Annotated in this window: 16 protein-coding genes; 9 read left to right on the forward strand and 7 right to left on the reverse strand. The window is 74.5% G+C overall.

Annotated features, from left to right (window positions below):
• The first annotated feature begins 6 nt into the window (after positions 1-6).
• Complete coding sequence (locus tag IE326_RS30635) at positions 7-789, forward strand: nucleotidyltransferase domain-containing protein (RefSeq protein WP_190043878.1); 783 nt, start codon at positions 7-9, stop codon at positions 787-789.
• Here IE326_RS30635 and IE326_RS30640 read toward each other — a convergent pair.
• The 3 genes from IE326_RS30640 to IE326_RS30650 are packed head-to-tail and all read right to left on the reverse strand — an operon-like array spanning position 769 to position 2,348.
• The gene (locus IE326_RS30640) at positions 769-1,464 is read right to left on the reverse strand and encodes a nucleotidyltransferase domain-containing protein (RefSeq protein WP_190043879.1); all 696 of its coding nucleotides are present in this window, start codon (positions 1,462-1,464) and stop codon (positions 769-771) included. The two genes, IE326_RS30635 and IE326_RS30640, sit on opposite strands and share 21 nt — an antisense overlap.
• Positions 1,465-1,474: 10 nt before the next feature.
• Positions 1,475-1,948, reverse strand: coding sequence for a Rieske (2Fe-2S) protein (locus IE326_RS30645; protein WP_190043880.1), 474 nt, complete (start codon positions 1,946-1,948; stop codon positions 1,475-1,477).
• A 55-nt stretch (positions 1,949-2,003) separates the two neighbouring features.
• Complete coding sequence (locus IE326_RS30650) at positions 2,004-2,348, reverse strand: DUF952 domain-containing protein (RefSeq protein ID WP_150227477.1); 345 nt, start codon at positions 2,346-2,348, stop codon at positions 2,004-2,006.
• A 65-nt stretch (positions 2,349-2,413) separates the two neighbouring features.
• On the opposite strand from IE326_RS30650, the gene IE326_RS30655 reads away from it, so the two are divergent.
• The 5 genes from IE326_RS30655 (at position 2,414) to der (ending at position 7,216) form a co-directional block, all read left to right on the forward strand.
• Positions 2,414-2,899, forward strand: coding sequence for a YidB family protein (locus tag IE326_RS30655; RefSeq protein WP_506417387.1), 486 nt, complete (start codon positions 2,414-2,416; stop codon positions 2,897-2,899).
• A 217-nt stretch (positions 2,900-3,116) separates the two neighbouring features.
• Positions 3,117-4,205 (forward strand): prephenate dehydrogenase, encoded by a 1,089-nt coding sequence (locus IE326_RS30660; RefSeq protein WP_190043881.1) that lies wholly within the window; start codon positions 3,117-3,119, stop codon positions 4,203-4,205.
• Positions 4,206-4,318: 113 nt separating this feature from the next.
• A complete protein-coding gene (gene cmk / locus IE326_RS30665) occupies positions 4,319-5,050 on the forward strand; it encodes a (d)CMP kinase (protein WP_190044256.1) in 732 nt (243 codons plus the stop codon).
• A 53-nt stretch (positions 5,051-5,103) separates the two neighbouring features.
• On the forward strand, positions 5,104-5,691 hold the full coding sequence (locus IE326_RS30670) for a lysophospholipid acyltransferase family protein (protein ID WP_373310354.1): 588 nt from the start codon (positions 5,104-5,106) through the stop codon (positions 5,689-5,691).
• 76 nt (positions 5,692-5,767) lie between these two features.
• Complete coding sequence (der, locus tag IE326_RS30675) at positions 5,768-7,216, forward strand: ribosome biogenesis GTPase Der (protein ID WP_030751318.1); 1,449 nt, start codon at positions 5,768-5,770, stop codon at positions 7,214-7,216.
• Positions 7,217-7,293: 77 nt separating this feature from the next.
• Here the strand turns inward: der and IE326_RS30680 are convergent, their stop codons facing one another.
• Entirely contained in the window at positions 7,294-7,554 is a 261-nt protein-coding gene (locus IE326_RS30680; RefSeq protein WP_308440348.1) for a hypothetical protein, read from the reverse strand.
• Between the two features lie 179 nt (positions 7,555-7,733).
• Complete coding sequence (locus IE326_RS30685) at positions 7,734-8,516, reverse strand: DUF8842 C-terminal domain-containing protein (protein WP_190043883.1); 783 nt, start codon at positions 8,514-8,516, stop codon at positions 7,734-7,736.
• Between the two features lie 251 nt (positions 8,517-8,767).
• On the opposite strand from IE326_RS30685, the gene IE326_RS30690 reads away from it, so the two are divergent.
• Complete coding sequence (locus IE326_RS30690; protein WP_373310319.1) at positions 8,768-9,517, forward strand: LysM peptidoglycan-binding domain-containing protein; 750 nt, start codon at positions 8,768-8,770, stop codon at positions 9,515-9,517.
• A 624-nt stretch (positions 9,518-10,141) separates the two neighbouring features.
• On the forward strand, positions 10,142-11,425 hold the full coding sequence (locus IE326_RS30695) for a glycosyltransferase (protein WP_190043884.1): 1,284 nt from the start codon (positions 10,142-10,144) through the stop codon (positions 11,423-11,425).
• Positions 11,426-11,447: 22 nt separating this feature from the next.
• On the opposite strand, the gene IE326_RS30700 is transcribed toward IE326_RS30695, so the two are convergent.
• A complete protein-coding gene (locus IE326_RS30700; RefSeq protein ID WP_190043885.1) occupies positions 11,448-12,785 on the reverse strand; it encodes a cytochrome c oxidase subunit I in 1,338 nt (445 codons plus the stop codon).
• Between the two features lie 293 nt (positions 12,786-13,078).
• On the opposite strand from IE326_RS30700, the gene IE326_RS30705 reads away from it, so the two are divergent.
• Positions 13,079-13,294, forward strand: coding sequence for an I78 family peptidase inhibitor (locus IE326_RS30705; RefSeq protein WP_150227469.1), 216 nt, complete (start codon positions 13,079-13,081; stop codon positions 13,292-13,294).
• A 67-nt stretch (positions 13,295-13,361) separates the two neighbouring features.
• Here the strand turns inward: IE326_RS30705 and IE326_RS30710 are convergent, their stop codons facing one another.
• Positions 13,362-14,261, reverse strand: coding sequence for a phosphatase PAP2 family protein (locus IE326_RS30710; RefSeq protein ID WP_150227468.1), 900 nt, complete (start codon positions 14,259-14,261; stop codon positions 13,362-13,364).
• Positions 14,262-14,480 lie beyond the last annotated feature (219 nt).

Raw genomic sequence — 14,480 nt, forward strand, 5'->3', positions numbered from 1 at the left:
TGTCCCATGACGCTCACCATCGAGGCCCACAAGGCCGAACTGACCGCCGTGGTGGCCGGGGAGCCCGACCCGCTCCTCTTCGCCACGGTCTCCGGCGCCCACCTGTACGGCTTCCCGTCCCGCGACTCCGACGTGGACCTGCGCGGCGTCCACCTGCTGCCCGCCGAGGCGCTGGTCGGGCTCCGCGAGCCGGAGGAGACCCGGGACCGGATGTGGGAGCGGGACGGCGTCGAGATGGACCTCGTCACGCACGACCTGCGGAAGTTCGCCCGGCTGATGCTGCGCCGCAACGGCTACGTCCTGGAGCAGCTCACCTCGCCGCTGGTCGTGCACACCACCCCGGTCCACGCCGAGCTGCTGGCCCTCGTGCCCGGGGTGCTCACCCCCCACCACGCCCACCACTACCGGGGCTTCGCCGCGACCCAGTGGCGGCTCTTCGAGAAGAGCGGCGAGCTCAAGCCGCTGCTGTACGCCTACCGGGCGCTGCTCACCGGCATCCACCTCATGCGCTCCGGCGAGGTCCAGGCCCACTTGCCGACCCTCGCCGGCGACGTCCCGGAGGCCCCGGCCCGGATCGCGGACCTGGTCGCCGCGAAGACGGCCGCCGAGCACGGCACCGCCACCGTCGCGCCGGAGGACGTGCGGGCCGAGGTGGAGGCCCTGCACGGCGTCCTGGACGAGGCCCGGACGGCCTCGCGCCTCCCGGACGCGGTGAGCGCCGGGGACGCCCTCCACGACCTGGTGGTACGGGCCCGGCTGGAGGTCCGGCTAGAGCTCCTGGAGGGCTGAGGCCCGGCGGGCGCGGACCAGGAGGTCCTGGACGCGCGCGCGGTCGGGGACGGCGGGGAGCGGGGAGACGACGAGGGCGTCGTCGGCCTCGTCCTGGAGGCGGTTCATCCACGCCTCCACCTCCGGCCACGGCACCTCGCCGCGCTTGACGGCGAGCAGCCGCTCCCGGTCCCCGCCCACGTCGATCCGCAGCTCGCCGGTGCGCAGCAGGTCCCGGCAGCTGCCGAGCAGGCGCAGCAGGTGCATGGCGTGCTTCCAGCGCGGACGGCCGTACTGGCGGACGTCCGCCTCCAGCTTGCGGCGCTGGCCGCCCGCGTAGCGGACGAAGGTGCCGTGGGCCTGCCGGGAGAGGAAGGCGCCGCGCAGGGCGAGGAGTTCGTCGCCCCACGCGGTGGTGTGGGTGACGAGCGGGGAGTGGAGGCACTCCAGGACGTTGGGGTTGTTGCGGAGGGCCAGCTCGCAGAAGCGTTCCAGCTCCCAGCTGAACTGCTCGGGGGCCGGGCCCTCCACGTGCGCCGGGGGCTTGTCGAAGCGCCAGAAGAGCGGCGTGGGGGCGAGGTAGACGCCCCGCGCGTCGGTGTCGCTGTCCTCGGTGGCCAGCCCGAAGGCGCGCGAGCCCATCACGCAGGCGTAGACGGTGTGCTCGCGCACCAGCGACTCGGGGGACGTGTCCATGGCGGCCAGGCTACGCGAGCGTGATCGTCTCGCCGGAGACGGTGATCCGCTCGGCGGGCAGCGGGCGCGACGCCGGTCCGGTCTTCACCGCGCCGTCCGCGATGTCGTACTTCGAGCCGTGGCAGGGGCAGTCGATCGTGCCGTCCGCGACCTTGTTCACCGTGCAGCCCTGGTGGGTGCAGATCGCCGAGAAGGCCTTGAACTCGCCCTTCACCGGCTGGGTGACGACCACCTTGCGGTCCGCGAAGACCGTGCCGCCGCCCACCGGGATCTCCGAGGTGCTCGCCAGCGGGGTGCCGCCGGCCGGCGTGCCCGTGGCGGTGCCGGTGGGCTCCGCGGTGGCCGGCGCGCTCGTCCCCGTACCGCCGTCGCCGCCGCCCCCGCCGTCGTCCGAACCGCACCCCGCGGTCGTCGCCGCGGTCGCCGTCGTCAGGGCCGCCGCGGCGAGCAGAACCGACCTGCGGGGTGTCGTCCGTGAAGTCATGCGGCCCAGCTTCGCCCGGTCCGCGCCGCCGTGCGCGCGGCACGCCGGGCCCGGCCTAGACCCGGGGCGCCAACTCCCCCGCACGGCCGTCCGCGCCGGGCCGCACCTCCAGGACGGCGGTCACCGCGGCCCGCTCGACCGGGCCGTACACGTGCGGGAAGAGCCGGTCGCCCGAACCCTCCCAGCGGACCTCCGCGGAGAGCAGGGACTCGTCGATCACCAGCGCCAGGAGCGGCCCCGGCACGTCCCGGTAGCGGGCGTCGGCGACCTCCAGCGCCGCCCGCTCGTCCGCCGAGCAGTGCACGAAGCCCTCGGCGGCCAGCGACGGCGGGGCGTAGGGGAGGGCGGGGGAGGCGGACCATCCGGCCCAGTCGGCGAGGGGGACGACGTGGAAGAGCATCCGCCCTTTCTACCCCCTCGCGTCCCCGGCCGCCGCGGCTACTCCGGGTGGCGGAACATCCCGGGATGGGTGAGATTGGGGCTGTTCCTCACTGGACGAAAGGCAGGACCATGGCGGGAAACGATCTCGGCGGTCTCCTCGGCTCGCTGCTGGGCGGCGGGAACGGCGGCCAGGGCGGCGGAGGCGCCGGCGGCATCCTGGGCTCCCTGCTCGGCGCCCTCGCGGGCGGCGGCGGCCGGGGGAGCGGCGGCGCGGGCGGCCAGAACCCCCTCGGCGGGCTCCTCGACATGCTCACCAGGTCCGGCCTCGCCGACCAGGCCCAGTCCTGGATCGGCACCGGCGACAACAAGCCCGTCGACGGCGCGCAGATCACGCGGGCGCTCCCCGACGAGACCCTCCAGCAGGTCGCGCGGGACGCCGGGGTCAGCCCCGAGCAGGCCGCCGACGAGATCGCCCGCTCGCTGCCGCAGGCCGTCGACAAGCTGACCCCCGGCGGCTCGCTCCCCGAGGGCGGCTCCCTGGAGGACATCATCCGGGCCCAGAAGCTCTGAGCGCCCCGGAAGCCCCGGGCGGCCCGGAAGCCCCGGGCGGCCGTACGCCGCTCCGCGCCCGCCCCGCGTCTCGCAGGGCGGGCGCGCGCACGGGTGCCGCCGGCGGCTGACTAGGCTGGACCCAGGCGTCGCGCAGCGATGCCCAGTCGCCGCGTACGCGATGTCCAGGGGCCCCGCCCCGCCCCGCCCCCGCCCCGCGCCCCAAGGACCCCGCCCCGTGAGAACAGCGCTCGTCATCGGAACCGGACTGATCGGCACCTCCGCCGCCCTCGCCCTCGCCGGGCGGGGCGTCACGGTCCACCTCCGCGACCACGACCCGGCGAGCGCCCGGACCGCCGCCGCCCTCGGCGCGGGCACCGACGCGGAGCCCGAGGGCCCGGTGGACCTCGCGATCGTCGCCGTACCGCCGGCGCACACCGCCGCCACCCTCGCCGGGGCCATGCGCGCCGGCGCCGCCCGCGGCTACCTGGACGTCGCCAGCGTCAAGGGCGGCCCGCAGCGGGAGCTGGAGGCCATGGGCCTCGACCTCGCCCCGTACATCGGCACCCACCCCATGTCCGGCAAGGAGCGCTCCGGGCCGCTCGCCGCCACCGCCGACCTCTTCGAGGGCCGGCCCTGGGTGCTCACCCCGACCCGGGCCACCGACACCGAGGTCCTCAACCTCGCCCTGGAGCTCGTCGCGCTCTGCCGGGCCGTGCCCGTCGTCATGGACGCCGACGCCCACGACCGCGCCGTCGCCCTCGTCTCCCACACCCCGCAGCTCGTCTCCTCGATGGTCGCGGCGCGCCTGGAGGAGGCCGAGGAGTCGGCCGTCCGCCTCTGCGGGCAGGGCATCCGGGACGTCACCCGCATCGCCGCCTCCGACCCGCGCATGTGGATCGACATCCTCTCCGCCAACCCCGGGCCGGTCGCCGACGTCCTCTCCGGCGTCGCCGCCGACCTCGACGAGACGGTCCGCGCGCTGCGCTCCCTCCAGTCCGCCGACGAGCAGAAGCGGCGCGACGGCGCCACCGGCGTCGAGGACGTGCTCCGCCGGGGCAACGCGGGCCGCGCCCGCGTCCCCGGCAAGCACGGCGCCGCCCCCGCCGTCTACGAGACCGTCGCCGTCCTCATCAGCGACCGGCCGGGCGAGCTGGCCCGCATCTTCGCCGACGCCGGGCGGGCCGGGGTCAACATCGAGGACGTCCGCATCGAGCACGCGACCGGCCAGCAGGCGGGCCTCGTCCAGCTCATGGTCGACCCCTCGGCGGCCCCCGCCCTCGCGGCGGCGCTCCGCGAGCGGGGCTGGGCCCTGCGCACCGGCTGACCCCCGCCGCCGCGGGCCCCGGCACCGCTGGGCCGAACGGGTGCGGGGGACTCGGTAACCTTGTAGGGGCCCCCTCACGCATCCGCCGGGGCCGCCGCTCCCGCAGGAAGGTCATCCTCACCGTGGAATCCGTGATCGTCGCCATCGACGGCCCCTCCGGCACGGGCAAGTCGAGCACCTCGAAGGCGGTCGCCGCCAAGCTGGGGCTGAGCTACCTGGACACCGGTGCCCAGTACCGGGCGATCACCTGGTGGATGATCAGCAACGGCGTGGACGTCACCGACGCCGACGCCGTCGCGAACGCCGCGGGCAAGCCCGTCATCGTCTCCGGCACCGACCCGTCCCGGCCCACCATCACCGTGGACGGCGTCGACGCCTCCGGCCCGATCCGCACCGAGGAGGTCACCTCCCGGGTCAGCGCCGTCAGCGCCGTGCCCGAGGTGCGCGCCCTCATCACCGAGCTCCAGCGCTCCATCGCCCGCGGCGCCGAGGCCGGCATCGTCGTCGAGGGCCGGGACATCGGCACCACCGTCCTCCCGGACGCCGACCTCAAGGTCTTCCTCACCGCCTCGCCCGAGGCCCGCGCCGCCCGCCGCTCCGGCGAGCTCAAGGGCGCCGACGTCCGCGCCACCCAGGAGGCCCTGGTCAAGCGGGACGCAGCCGACTCCAGCCGCAAGACCTCCCCGCTCGCCAAGGCCGACGACGCCGTCGAGGTCGACACCACCGAGCTCACCCTTGACCAGGTCATCGAGTGCGTCGTGACCCTGGTGGAGGAGCACTCGGCCGAAGCGGAGTCGAGGCGGAGCGCGACCGAAGGCGCGGAGAAGCGGAGGGGCGGCAAGTGACCCAGCCCTCCGCGAAGGGGGCCGCCGTCGGCCGCCGCATCGGCATCGGGCTGATGTACGGCTTCTGGAAGCCGCGCGTGCTCGGCGCCTGGCGGGTGCCGGCCTCCGGCCCCGTCATCCTCGCCGTCAACCACGCGCACAACATCGACGGTCCCATGCTCATGGGCACCGCCCCGCGCCCCGTGCACTTCCTCATCAAGAAGGAGGCGTTCGTCGGGCCGCTGGGCGGCTTCCTGGAGGGCATCGGCCAGCTCAAGGTCGACCGGGACTCCACGGACCGCCACGCGATCGGCAACGCGCTGGGCGTCCTGGAGCAGGGCGGCGTCCTCGGGATCTTCCCCGAGGGCACCCGGGGCGAGGGCGACTTCGCCTCGCTCCGCGCCGGCCTCGCCTACTTCGCGGTGCGCTCCGGCGCCCCCATCGTCCCGGTGGCGGTGCTCGGCAGCACCGAGCGGCCCGGCCGCCTGGTGAAGGGCCTGCCGGCCCTCCGCAGCCGGGTGGACGTCGTCTTCGGCGACCCCTTCGCGGCGGGCGACGGCAGCGGCCGGCGGACCCGCAAGGCGCTGGACGAGGCCACGCTCCGGATCCAGGAGCACCTCACCGACCACCTGAAAAACGCCAGGCGCCTCACCGGGCGCTGAGCGACACTCTCAGTAGTGGGCCCACGGCTCCGGCCGGCCGGGACCACCGACCACGAATGATCAAGGAACGGACTTCATGAACGACCAGCACGACCACGGGGCACTTGGCGACGCCGAGTACGCGGAGTTCATGGAGCTCGCCGCGGAAGAAGGCTTCGACGTCGAGGACGTGGAGGACGCGATCGAGGAGGCCGGCCACGGCCCGCTCCCCGTCCTCGCCGTCGTCGGCCGTCCGAACGTCGGCAAGTCGACCCTGGTGAACCGCATCATCGGCCGCCGCGAGGCTGTTGTCGAGGACCGCCCCGGCGTCACCCGCGACCGCGTCACCTACGAGGCCGAATGGGCCGGCCGCCGCTTCAAGATCGTCGACACCGGCGGCTGGGAGCAGGACGTCCTCGGCATCGACGCCTCCGTCGCCACCCAGGCCGAGTACGCCATCGAGGCCGCCGACGCCTGCCTCTTCGTCGTGGACGCCACCGTCGGCGCCACCGACACCGACGAGGCCGTCGTCAAGCTGCTCCGCCGCGCGGGCAAGCCGGTCGTCCTCGCCGCCAACAAGGTCGACGGCCAGTCCGGCGAGGCCGACGCGGCCATGCTGTGGTCCCTCGGCCTCGGCGAGCCGTTCCCCGTCTCCTCGCTGCACGGCCGCGGCACCGGCGACCTCCTCGACGAGGTCCTGCGGAAGCTGCCCGAGGCCCCCGAGCAGAGCTTCGGCAAGGCCATCGGCGGCCCCCGCCGCATCGCCCTCATCGGCCGTCCCAACGTCGGCAAGTCCTCCCTGCTCAACAAGGTCGCCGGCGAGGACCGCGTGGTCGTCAACGAGCTGGCCGGCACCACCCGCGACCCGGTCGACGAGCTCATCGAGCTCGGCGGCGTGACGTGGAAGTTCGTCGACACCGCGGGCATCCGCAAGAAGGTCCACCTCCAGGCCGGCGCCGACTACTACGCCTCGCTGCGCACGGCCGCCGCCGTGGAGAAGGCCGAGGTCGCGGTCATCCTGATCGACACCACCGACAACATCTCGGTGCAGGACCAGCGGATCATCACGATGGCCGTCGAGTCCGGCCGCGCCATCGTCATCGCGTACAACAAGTGGGACGAGCTCGACGAGGAGCGCCGTTACTACCTGGAGCGCGAGATCGAGACCGAGATGCAGCAGGTCTCCTGGGCGCCCCGGGTCAACGTCTCCGCGAAGACCGGCCGCCACATGGAGAAGCTGGTCCCGGCGATCGAGACCGCCCTCGCCGGCTGGGAGACCCGCGTCCCCACCGGCCGGCTCAACGCCTTCCTCGGCGAGCTCGTCGCCGCGCACCCGCACCCGATCCGCGGCGGCAAGCAGCCCCGCATCCTCTTCGGCACCCAGGCCGGCACCAAGCCCCCGCGCTTCGTGCTCTTCGCCTCGGGCTTCCTGGAGGCGGGCTACCGCCGCTTCATCGAGCGCCGGCTGCGCGAGGAGTTCGGCTTCGAGGGCACCCCGATCCACATCTCGGTCCGCGTCCGCGAGAAGCGCGGCAAGAAGAAGTAGCCCCGCCGGGGCACAGCGAACGGCCGAGGGCCGGAGTCGTGGGGGACGACTCCGGCCCTCGGCCGTTCGCGGACCGCTCAGTGGCTCCTGCGGGGACCCGGCGGCAGCGCCGCCTGCGGCTGCGCCTGCCAGGACGGGGGGTGGTACGCCGTCTGCGCGGAGGAGTGGAAGCCCGACAGGCCCGTGCTCGTCGCCGTGCCGAAGGCCCGGAAGGCGAGCCCCTCCTCACCGCTGCGGTCGCCCGGGAGCGTGCGGAACGACCGGCGGTACTCCGAGTACAGGGCGTCGAAGATCGGCGTCGTCGAGTACCCGGCCGGGAGGTCCTGCGCCGGCCGCATGCCGGGGATCGGACTCGGATACGGCTGGGGGAAAGGGTCGTATGGGTGCACATAGGTGCCAACGACCCCGCCCCCCGTCGGATGCGGGCGGCTCTCCGAAAGGGGGGCCTGCCGGGGACGCGGCACGACCGGGACGCCGGGCGGACGCGCCGGCCCTATCCCCGGGCGCCCGTCGTCCATCAGGTACCGGCCAGCGGCATTGCGGCGGCGACCAGGCGGCCGTTGGCCGCGGCCTTCTCCAGGGCGTCGCGCAGCAGGTCCTCGCGCGGCTGCTGGCCGATGGAGCCGACCGGCGCGGCGAAGACGAGGACGGTGTGCGACTTGTTGGCCGCCGCGCGCCAGCCCTCGGTGACCTGGAGCGGCTGGTGGGCCTGCCACCAGGCGCTCTGGCCCGCGCCGCCGGGGCCCGGCTGGAGCACCGAGTGCAGCTGGCCCATGGCGACCAGGACCGACCAGCCGGGCAGCGCGGCCGGGCTGGTGTTCAGGTCGGCGACCGGATGGAAGCCCTGCTCGGCGAGGAGCGACAGGAACTCGTCGGTGAGCCCGCCCGAGCCCGGCCGGGCCACCGGCGCGGTCGGCTCCACGACCAGCGCCGGGTGGAGCTCGCCGTCGATCAGGACGAGGCCGCTGGTGACGCCGAGCACCGCCTGCTCGGGGTGGGCGGAGGTCAGCGCGTCGGCCGCGTCGGCGGCGGTGATGGAGGCGACGGCGCCCTGGAGCTGCTCCTCGGCGACCCGGACGACCTGCGACGGGATGCAGCCGGCGTGGGCGAACGCGAGGACCGCGGTCTCCTCGCCGACGAAGAGCACCGTGGAGGTGCGCTCCTGCTCGGAGTCGCCCGGCGTGCGGCAGGAGGTGCAGTCGTAGCTGCCCGGGGCGTTGTCGCCGGCGAGCAGTCGGTCGGCTTCTTCGTCGCCGATCTCGGCGCGTACGTCCTCGCTGACGTCGAGCATGCGCGGCACGGAGGGCTCCCTGGAGTCGGTGCGGACGGGCCCCGGGCTTTTCCCGGGCGTCTCTCATGCCGAGTTCAACGGGTCAGGCGCGGGCGGGGTCACGCGCGGAAGGGGGGCAAGTTGCCCGCGGCGCGTGCGGGGACGGGCCCGGGGGAGGGGCGGGGGAAGGGGACGGGGGGATGACTCCGACCGGGTGGGATGTGAACAGCGTTCCGCGCGGCACGGGGCCGGGCCGCCGGGGGCCGACCTAGCCTGCGGCGATGTCGATGATCCGATTTTGGACAGCCGGCTCGCTCGCGGCGGCCTCCGCGGCGGCGCTGCTCGCCCTCCACCAGGCGCCCGTCGCCGTGGCCGCGCCCGGGGACGACGGGCCCGGTGCGACGGGAGCGCCCGGCGCCCCCGCCGTACCGGCGCTGCCGGACGTGGTGGGCGAGGCCGGGGCCGGAGCGGCCGCCGACGCGCTGGAGGCCGCCGCCGCCGCGGTGGAGGCGGCCGTGCCCGGCGCCGTGGGACGCCCCGGGTCCGGCGCGGAGACCGGGGCCGTCCCCCCGCCGCCGGCGGCGGGACCGGCGGGCGTGCCCGCGTACGCCTGCGCCAAGGACCAGTGGCCCTGGGGCTGCGTCGCCGAGTGCGAGAGCAGCGGGCGGTGGGACGTCAACACCGGCAACGGCTTCTACGGCGGGCTCCAGTTCTGGCAGCCCACCTGGATCGAGTTCGGTGGTCTGAAGTACGCCCGCCGCGCCGACCTCGCCACCCGGCAGCAGCAGATCACCGTCGCCGAGGACGTGCTGCGCGTCCAGGGCTGGGGCGCCTGGCCCGTCTGCTCCAAGCGGTACGGCCTCAGCGGCCGCGTCCACACCGTCCAGCCCGGCGACACCCTCGGCGGCATCGCCCGCCGCTTCGCCGTCAAGGGCGGCTGGGAGCGCCTGTACGAGGCGAACAAGGCCGTCATCGGCCCCGACCCGAACCGGCTGTACGTCGGCATGATGCTCAGGATCGCGCCCCTCTGAGCCCCGCGCCGCCGGCGCCCGCCCCTATTTCTAGCTGTATGTTCCGTTTTCTTGCCATCCATCCCTTATCGTCCGACCCTGGACGTATCAGGCCGGACGGCCCGCCCCGACCTCCGGGGCGAGCCCGACGGTCCCGGGCGACGAGCGGCGGGCACGGAGCGGGGGACACGGCCGGGACGGCACCCGGAAGGCCCCCGCGCGGACCCTCCGCGGCCTGGTGGAGCTCGGCGGCGCCACGGTCGACGGCCGCAGAGCGAGTCGCGCGGCTCCCGGCCCCGCCGCCCGCCCCCTCACGGGACGCGGCGGCCGGCCCCCGGAGCGCGCCTTCGGGACGCGGCCCACCGCCCACCCCTCCCGCGGTGGGCCGCTCCGCGCCGTTGCCCCCGCCGACGCCGAGGTGACGAATGTGCGGAACCGGTTCTCCTCCGCGACCCGCGGCCGGGCCCGTGCGCCCGGCCGCCGTGCTTCCCTCGGGGCGACCGGGCCGGGCGGCGGCTTCGCGGGCGCCCGGCACCCGCGTCCGCGCCCTCCGGAGCGCCGCGGGAAACCGGCCGTGACGGCGCCCGGAGGGCCGGGAAGTACAGTCGCCCCCGACCGCTCGACCGACCGGGGGGAAACCGGCTGATGCGCATCTCCTTCCTGCTCCACAACGGCTATCACTACGGCGGAACGATCCGGACCACGTTCACCCTCGCCGAGCAGCTGGCGGAACGTCACGAGGTGGAGATCGTCTCGGTCTTCCGCCACCGGGACCGCCCCCGCCTCGGCCTCCCGTCCGGAGTGACCCTCCGTCACCTCGTCGACCTGCGGAAGGACGGGCCGGGATACGACGGCGACCACCCCGACTTCCACCGCCCCGCCAGGGTCTTCCCGCGCGGCGACGGCCGCTGGACCCAGTACAGCGCGCTGACCGACGCGCGGATCGGGGCGCACCTGGCCGGGGTGGAGGCCGACGTCCTCGTCGGCACCCGGCCGGGCCTCAACGTCCACCTGGCCCGGCAGGCCGGACCCGGGCCCGTCCTCGTCGCCCAGGAACACCTGGTCCTCGACGGGCACAGCCGCCGGCTGCGCCGGGACATCGCCCACGAGTACGCGCTGCTCGACCTCGTCACCACCGTCACCGAGGCCGACGCCCGCTCCTACCGGCGGCTCGGCCTGCCGCCGGCGGTCCGCGTCGCGGCGGTGCCCAACGGGGTGCCCGCGCCCGCCGCCCCGGCCGCCGACCCGTCCTCCCGGATCGTCGTCGCGGCCGGCCGGCTCACCCGCGTCAAGCGGTACGACGTCCTCGTCGACGCCTTCGCCGAACTGGCCGGCGACCACCCGGACTGGACCCTGCGGATCTACGGCAGCGGGGACGCGGTGCAGGACCTGCGGGGCCCGCTGTCCCGGCGGATCGAGGCGCACGGGCTCGGCGGACGGGTCCGGCTCATGGGCGAGGTCCACCCGATGGAACCGGAGTGGGCGAAGGGCTCCATCGCGGCGGTGACCTCCGAGCGGGAGGCCTTCGGCATGACGATCGTGGAGGCGATGCGGTGCGGGCTGCCGGTCGTCGCCGCGGACTGCCCGCACGGGCCGCGCGAGATCGTCGAGGACGGGGTGGACGGGCGGCTCGTGCCGGTCGGCGACCCCGGCGCGGTCGCCCGCGCGCTCGGCGAGCTGATGGCCGACGAGGAGCTGCGGGCGACGGCGGGCCGGGCGGCCCGGAGGGCGGCCGAGCGCTTCGACCCGGCGCGGATCGCCCTGCGCCACGAGGAGCTGTGGCGCGAGCTGGTCGACCGGGGCGCGCCCCGCCGCGCCCACACGCCGGGCGCCGCCGCCCGGCACGCCCGGACGGGCCGCCTCGTGGACGCCGGCTACGCCCTGAAGGCCGCCGCGGGCCGCACCCTGCGCCGCCTGGGCCTGCGCTGACGGGACCCGTGCCGGCGGTGCCTCAGCGCCCGTGCGGGCGGTCCGGCGGCGGGCTGGTGATCCGCATCCGCTCGTACGCGGCGTACTCGGGGTGGTGCAGGTCGAAGGCCGGGGACTCGGAGCGGATCCGGGGCACGGCCGTGAAGTTGTGCCGGGGCGGCGGGCAGGAGGTGGCCCACTCCAGCGAACGCCCGTGGCCCCAGGGGTCGTCGACCCCGACCGGCGGCGCGTACCGCCAGGTCCGCCACACGTTGTACAGGAACGGCAGGGTGGAGATCCCCAGCAGGAACGCGCCGATCGTCGAGAGGGTGTTGAGCGTGGTGAAGCCGTCCGCGGCCAGGTAGCCGGCGTACCGCCGGGGCATCCCCTCCGCGCCCAGCCAGTGCTGCACGAGGAAGGTGAGGTGGAAGCCGGTGAAGAGGGTCCAGAAGTGGACCTTGCCGAGCCGCTCGTCGAGCATCCGGCCGGTGAACTTCGGCCACCAGAAGTGGAAGCCGGCGAAGGTCGCGAGGACGACCGTGCCGAAGACCGTGCAGTGGAAGTGGGCGACGACGAAGTACGAGTCGGTGACGTGGAGGTCCATCGGCGGCGAGGCCAGGACCACCCCGGTCAGTCCGCCGAAGAGGAAGGACACCGGGAAGCCGGTCGCCCACAGCATCGGGGTCTCGAAGGAGAGCGAGCCCCGCAGCATGGTCCCCGTCCAGTCGAAGAACTTCACCCCGGTCGGCACCGCGATGAGGAAGGAGAGGAAGGAGAAGACCGGCATCCGGAACATGGTCATGCCGGGCGCCCGCATCCCGATGATCGTGGCGAGGAAGTTCACCGAGGTGAGGATCGTGCCGAAGCCGGAGAGCGCGAGCCCCGTGATCCACAGGTCGGCGCCGGTCCCCGGGGAGCGCTCGGCGCCGTTCAGCGGGGCGTAGGCGGTCCAGCCGAAGTCGGGCGGGCCGCTCGGGGTGAGGAAGGAGCCGGCCACCATCAGCCCGCCGAGCAGGAACAGCCAGTACGAGAACATGTTGAGGCGAGGGAAGGCGACGTCGGGCGCGCCGATCTGGAGCGGCACCAGTTCGTTGGCGAAGCCGGCGAAGGCGGGCGTCGCGAAGAGCAGCAGCATGATCGTGCCGTGCTGGGTGAACGCCTGGTTGAACTGCTCGTTCGAGAGGAACTGGAGCCCCGGCCGGGCCAGCTCGGCCCGCATCGCCATGGCCAGCAGCCCGGCCGCCAGGAAGAAGACGAAGGAGGCCGCCAGATAGAGGTGACCGATCTTCTTGTGGTCGGTGGTGGTGAGCCAGTCGATCAGGATCCGGCCGTGCCGCTGCCGTCCGGATTCCACCGCGGTGGTCGCCGCCTCGGCGCTCATCGGTGACTCCGCCCCGCGTTCCGTTTCCGGCGTCCGCCAACGTAAGCGTTGTGTAAGGGAACGGTGGGGGAGTCGCGCGCGAACCTTCCGTACATTTCGCCGATCGGCCCCCTCGTCCCGAAATCGGGGACGGCGGGAGGCCCTTGCCGAACACTTCGTGCGAACCTCCGGGCGTATTTTCGAATTACCGGAGAAAAGGCCGGGAAGGAGCCGCGGGAGAAGGCTGGGCGTGCCGGGCCGGCTGTCGGGAAGTTGTGACGCAAGCGTGACCGCGGGGGGACTAACGTGAACCCATGGCACCCCTACCGAGCACCCCCGAACCGCCCCGAGACGTGCCCGACTCCTATGTGGGCCTCGACGCGGACGACGCCGGCCGGCTGGCCAGGACCCGTGGCTGGCGCGTCGTCCGAGCCCTCCCGCCGGGCACGGTCGTCACCATGGAGTACCTCGCGGGACGCCTCAACTTCGAGGTCGAGGACGGCACCGTCACCCGCTGCTGGACCGGCTGACCGGCACGCGGGAGGGCCCCGGCCGGATCCGGCCGGGGCCCTCCCGCGTACGGCGGGGGCGTCCCGCTCAGGCGGTGAGGCGGTCCGAGGACGGCCTGCTCCGGGCCGCCCGGGCGCGGCTCGCGGCCACGGTCTCCCGCGCCGGCTCCTCGGCGCCCGCGGGGCGCGCCGGGAAGAGCGGACGCGGCCCGCCGGACGCCACCGGCAGCGAGGGCACGAGACGGCGCCGGGCCCGCAGCCGCTCCGCGATCCGGTCCCGCTGGGCCAGGATCCAGCCCTCCACCACGGCGATGACCGGCTCGCACCAGGGCAGCGCCAGCAGGATCAGCAGGCCCGCGGCCCAGCCGAGCAGCACGTCGCTCAGCCAGTGCGTGCCGAGGTAGACCGTCGTGAGGCCGACGCCCAGCGCGACCACGGCGGAGAGCGCCGACAGATAGCGGCGGGCCCGCGGGGTGGTGGCGAGGTAGGCCAGGATGCCCCAGGTCACGACCGCGTTCGCGGTGTGACCGGAGGGGAATATGTCGCCGCCCGCGAACAGTTCGGCCGAGCCGATCTGCGTCGCGTAGTGGGGGCCGAGCCGGCCGAGTCCGAGCTTCACCGCGCCGACGGTGACGTTGAGGAGCAGCAGCGCCGCGCCGAGGGAGAGGAGCGGCCGCAGGGTGTGCTGGCGCCAGGAGCGCCAGCCCAGCCAGGCCGCGACCATCACCGCCGTCGGACCGCGCTGGCCGAGGACGACGTAGTAGTCCAGGAAGGCGTGCAGCTCCGGCCACTGCTGGTACGGCCGGAAGAGCATGATCTTCCAGTCGAGGGTCACCAGCCAGGTGGACAGCAGGACCGCCACCACGACGATGAGATAGAACGCCGACGTCCCGCCGAAGAGGGCGAGACGCGTCCGGGTCATCCGCGGGACCTCTATCTTCGGCGGGACCGGCTCCCGGTCCAGCCGGGCAAAGATGTCGGTACGCACCCAATCGACGTTACAGGGGGTGCGGAGACGCCCCGGGCGATCCGCACCCTTCGTGATGACGATGTGATGTGGAGTGGGTCTCGGCGGACCGCCCATTCCGGACCCCCGTCGGAAAATCCGATGACCTTCAGCCCTATTGCCGCCGAAGGTGATTCCGGAAGCCTGTTTGTATGGCACGGAATTACTTCAAACACCCGTCCGTGCGGAATTCCATGCGAC

This window comes from Streptomyces filamentosus (genome assembly GCF_014654895.1).
In the GTDB taxonomy this organism is placed as follows: domain Bacteria; phylum Actinomycetota; class Actinomycetes; order Streptomycetales; family Streptomycetaceae; genus Streptomyces; species Streptomyces filamentosus.

Excerpts from the sequence above, each read along its gene's own strand:
- IE326_RS30635 (WP_190043878.1), top strand. The coding sequence starts at position 7 with ATGACGCTCACCATCGAGGCCCACAAGGCCGAACTGACCGCCGTGGTG.
- IE326_RS30640 (WP_190043879.1), bottom strand. The coding sequence starts at position 1,464 with ATGGACACGTCCCCCGAGTCGCTGGTGCGCGAGCACACCGTCTACGCC.
- IE326_RS30645 (WP_190043880.1), bottom strand. The coding sequence starts at position 1,948 with ATGACTTCACGGACGACACCCCGCAGGTCGGTTCTGCTCGCCGCGGCG.
- IE326_RS30650 (WP_150227477.1), bottom strand. The coding sequence starts at position 2,348 with ATGCTCTTCCACGTCGTCCCCCTCGCCGACTGGGCCGGATGGTCCGCC.
- IE326_RS30655 (WP_506417387.1), top strand. The coding sequence starts at position 2,414 with ATGGGTGAGATTGGGGCTGTTCCTCACTGGACGAAAGGCAGGACCATG.
- IE326_RS30670 (WP_373310354.1), top strand. The coding sequence starts at position 5,104 with ATGTACGGCTTCTGGAAGCCGCGCGTGCTCGGCGCCTGGCGGGTGCCG.
- der (WP_030751318.1), top strand. The coding sequence starts at position 5,768 with ATGAACGACCAGCACGACCACGGGGCACTTGGCGACGCCGAGTACGCG.
- IE326_RS30680 (WP_308440348.1), bottom strand. The coding sequence starts at position 7,554 with ATGCGGCCGGCGCAGGACCTCCCGGCCGGGTACTCGACGACGCCGATC.
- IE326_RS30690 (WP_373310319.1), top strand. The coding sequence starts at position 8,768 with ATGTCGATGATCCGATTTTGGACAGCCGGCTCGCTCGCGGCGGCCTCC.
- IE326_RS30695 (WP_190043884.1), top strand. The coding sequence starts at position 10,142 with ATGCGCATCTCCTTCCTGCTCCACAACGGCTATCACTACGGCGGAACG.
- IE326_RS30700 (WP_190043885.1), bottom strand. The coding sequence starts at position 12,785 with ATGAGCGCCGAGGCGGCGACCACCGCGGTGGAATCCGGACGGCAGCGG.
- IE326_RS30705 (WP_150227469.1), top strand. The coding sequence starts at position 13,079 with ATGGCACCCCTACCGAGCACCCCCGAACCGCCCCGAGACGTGCCCGAC.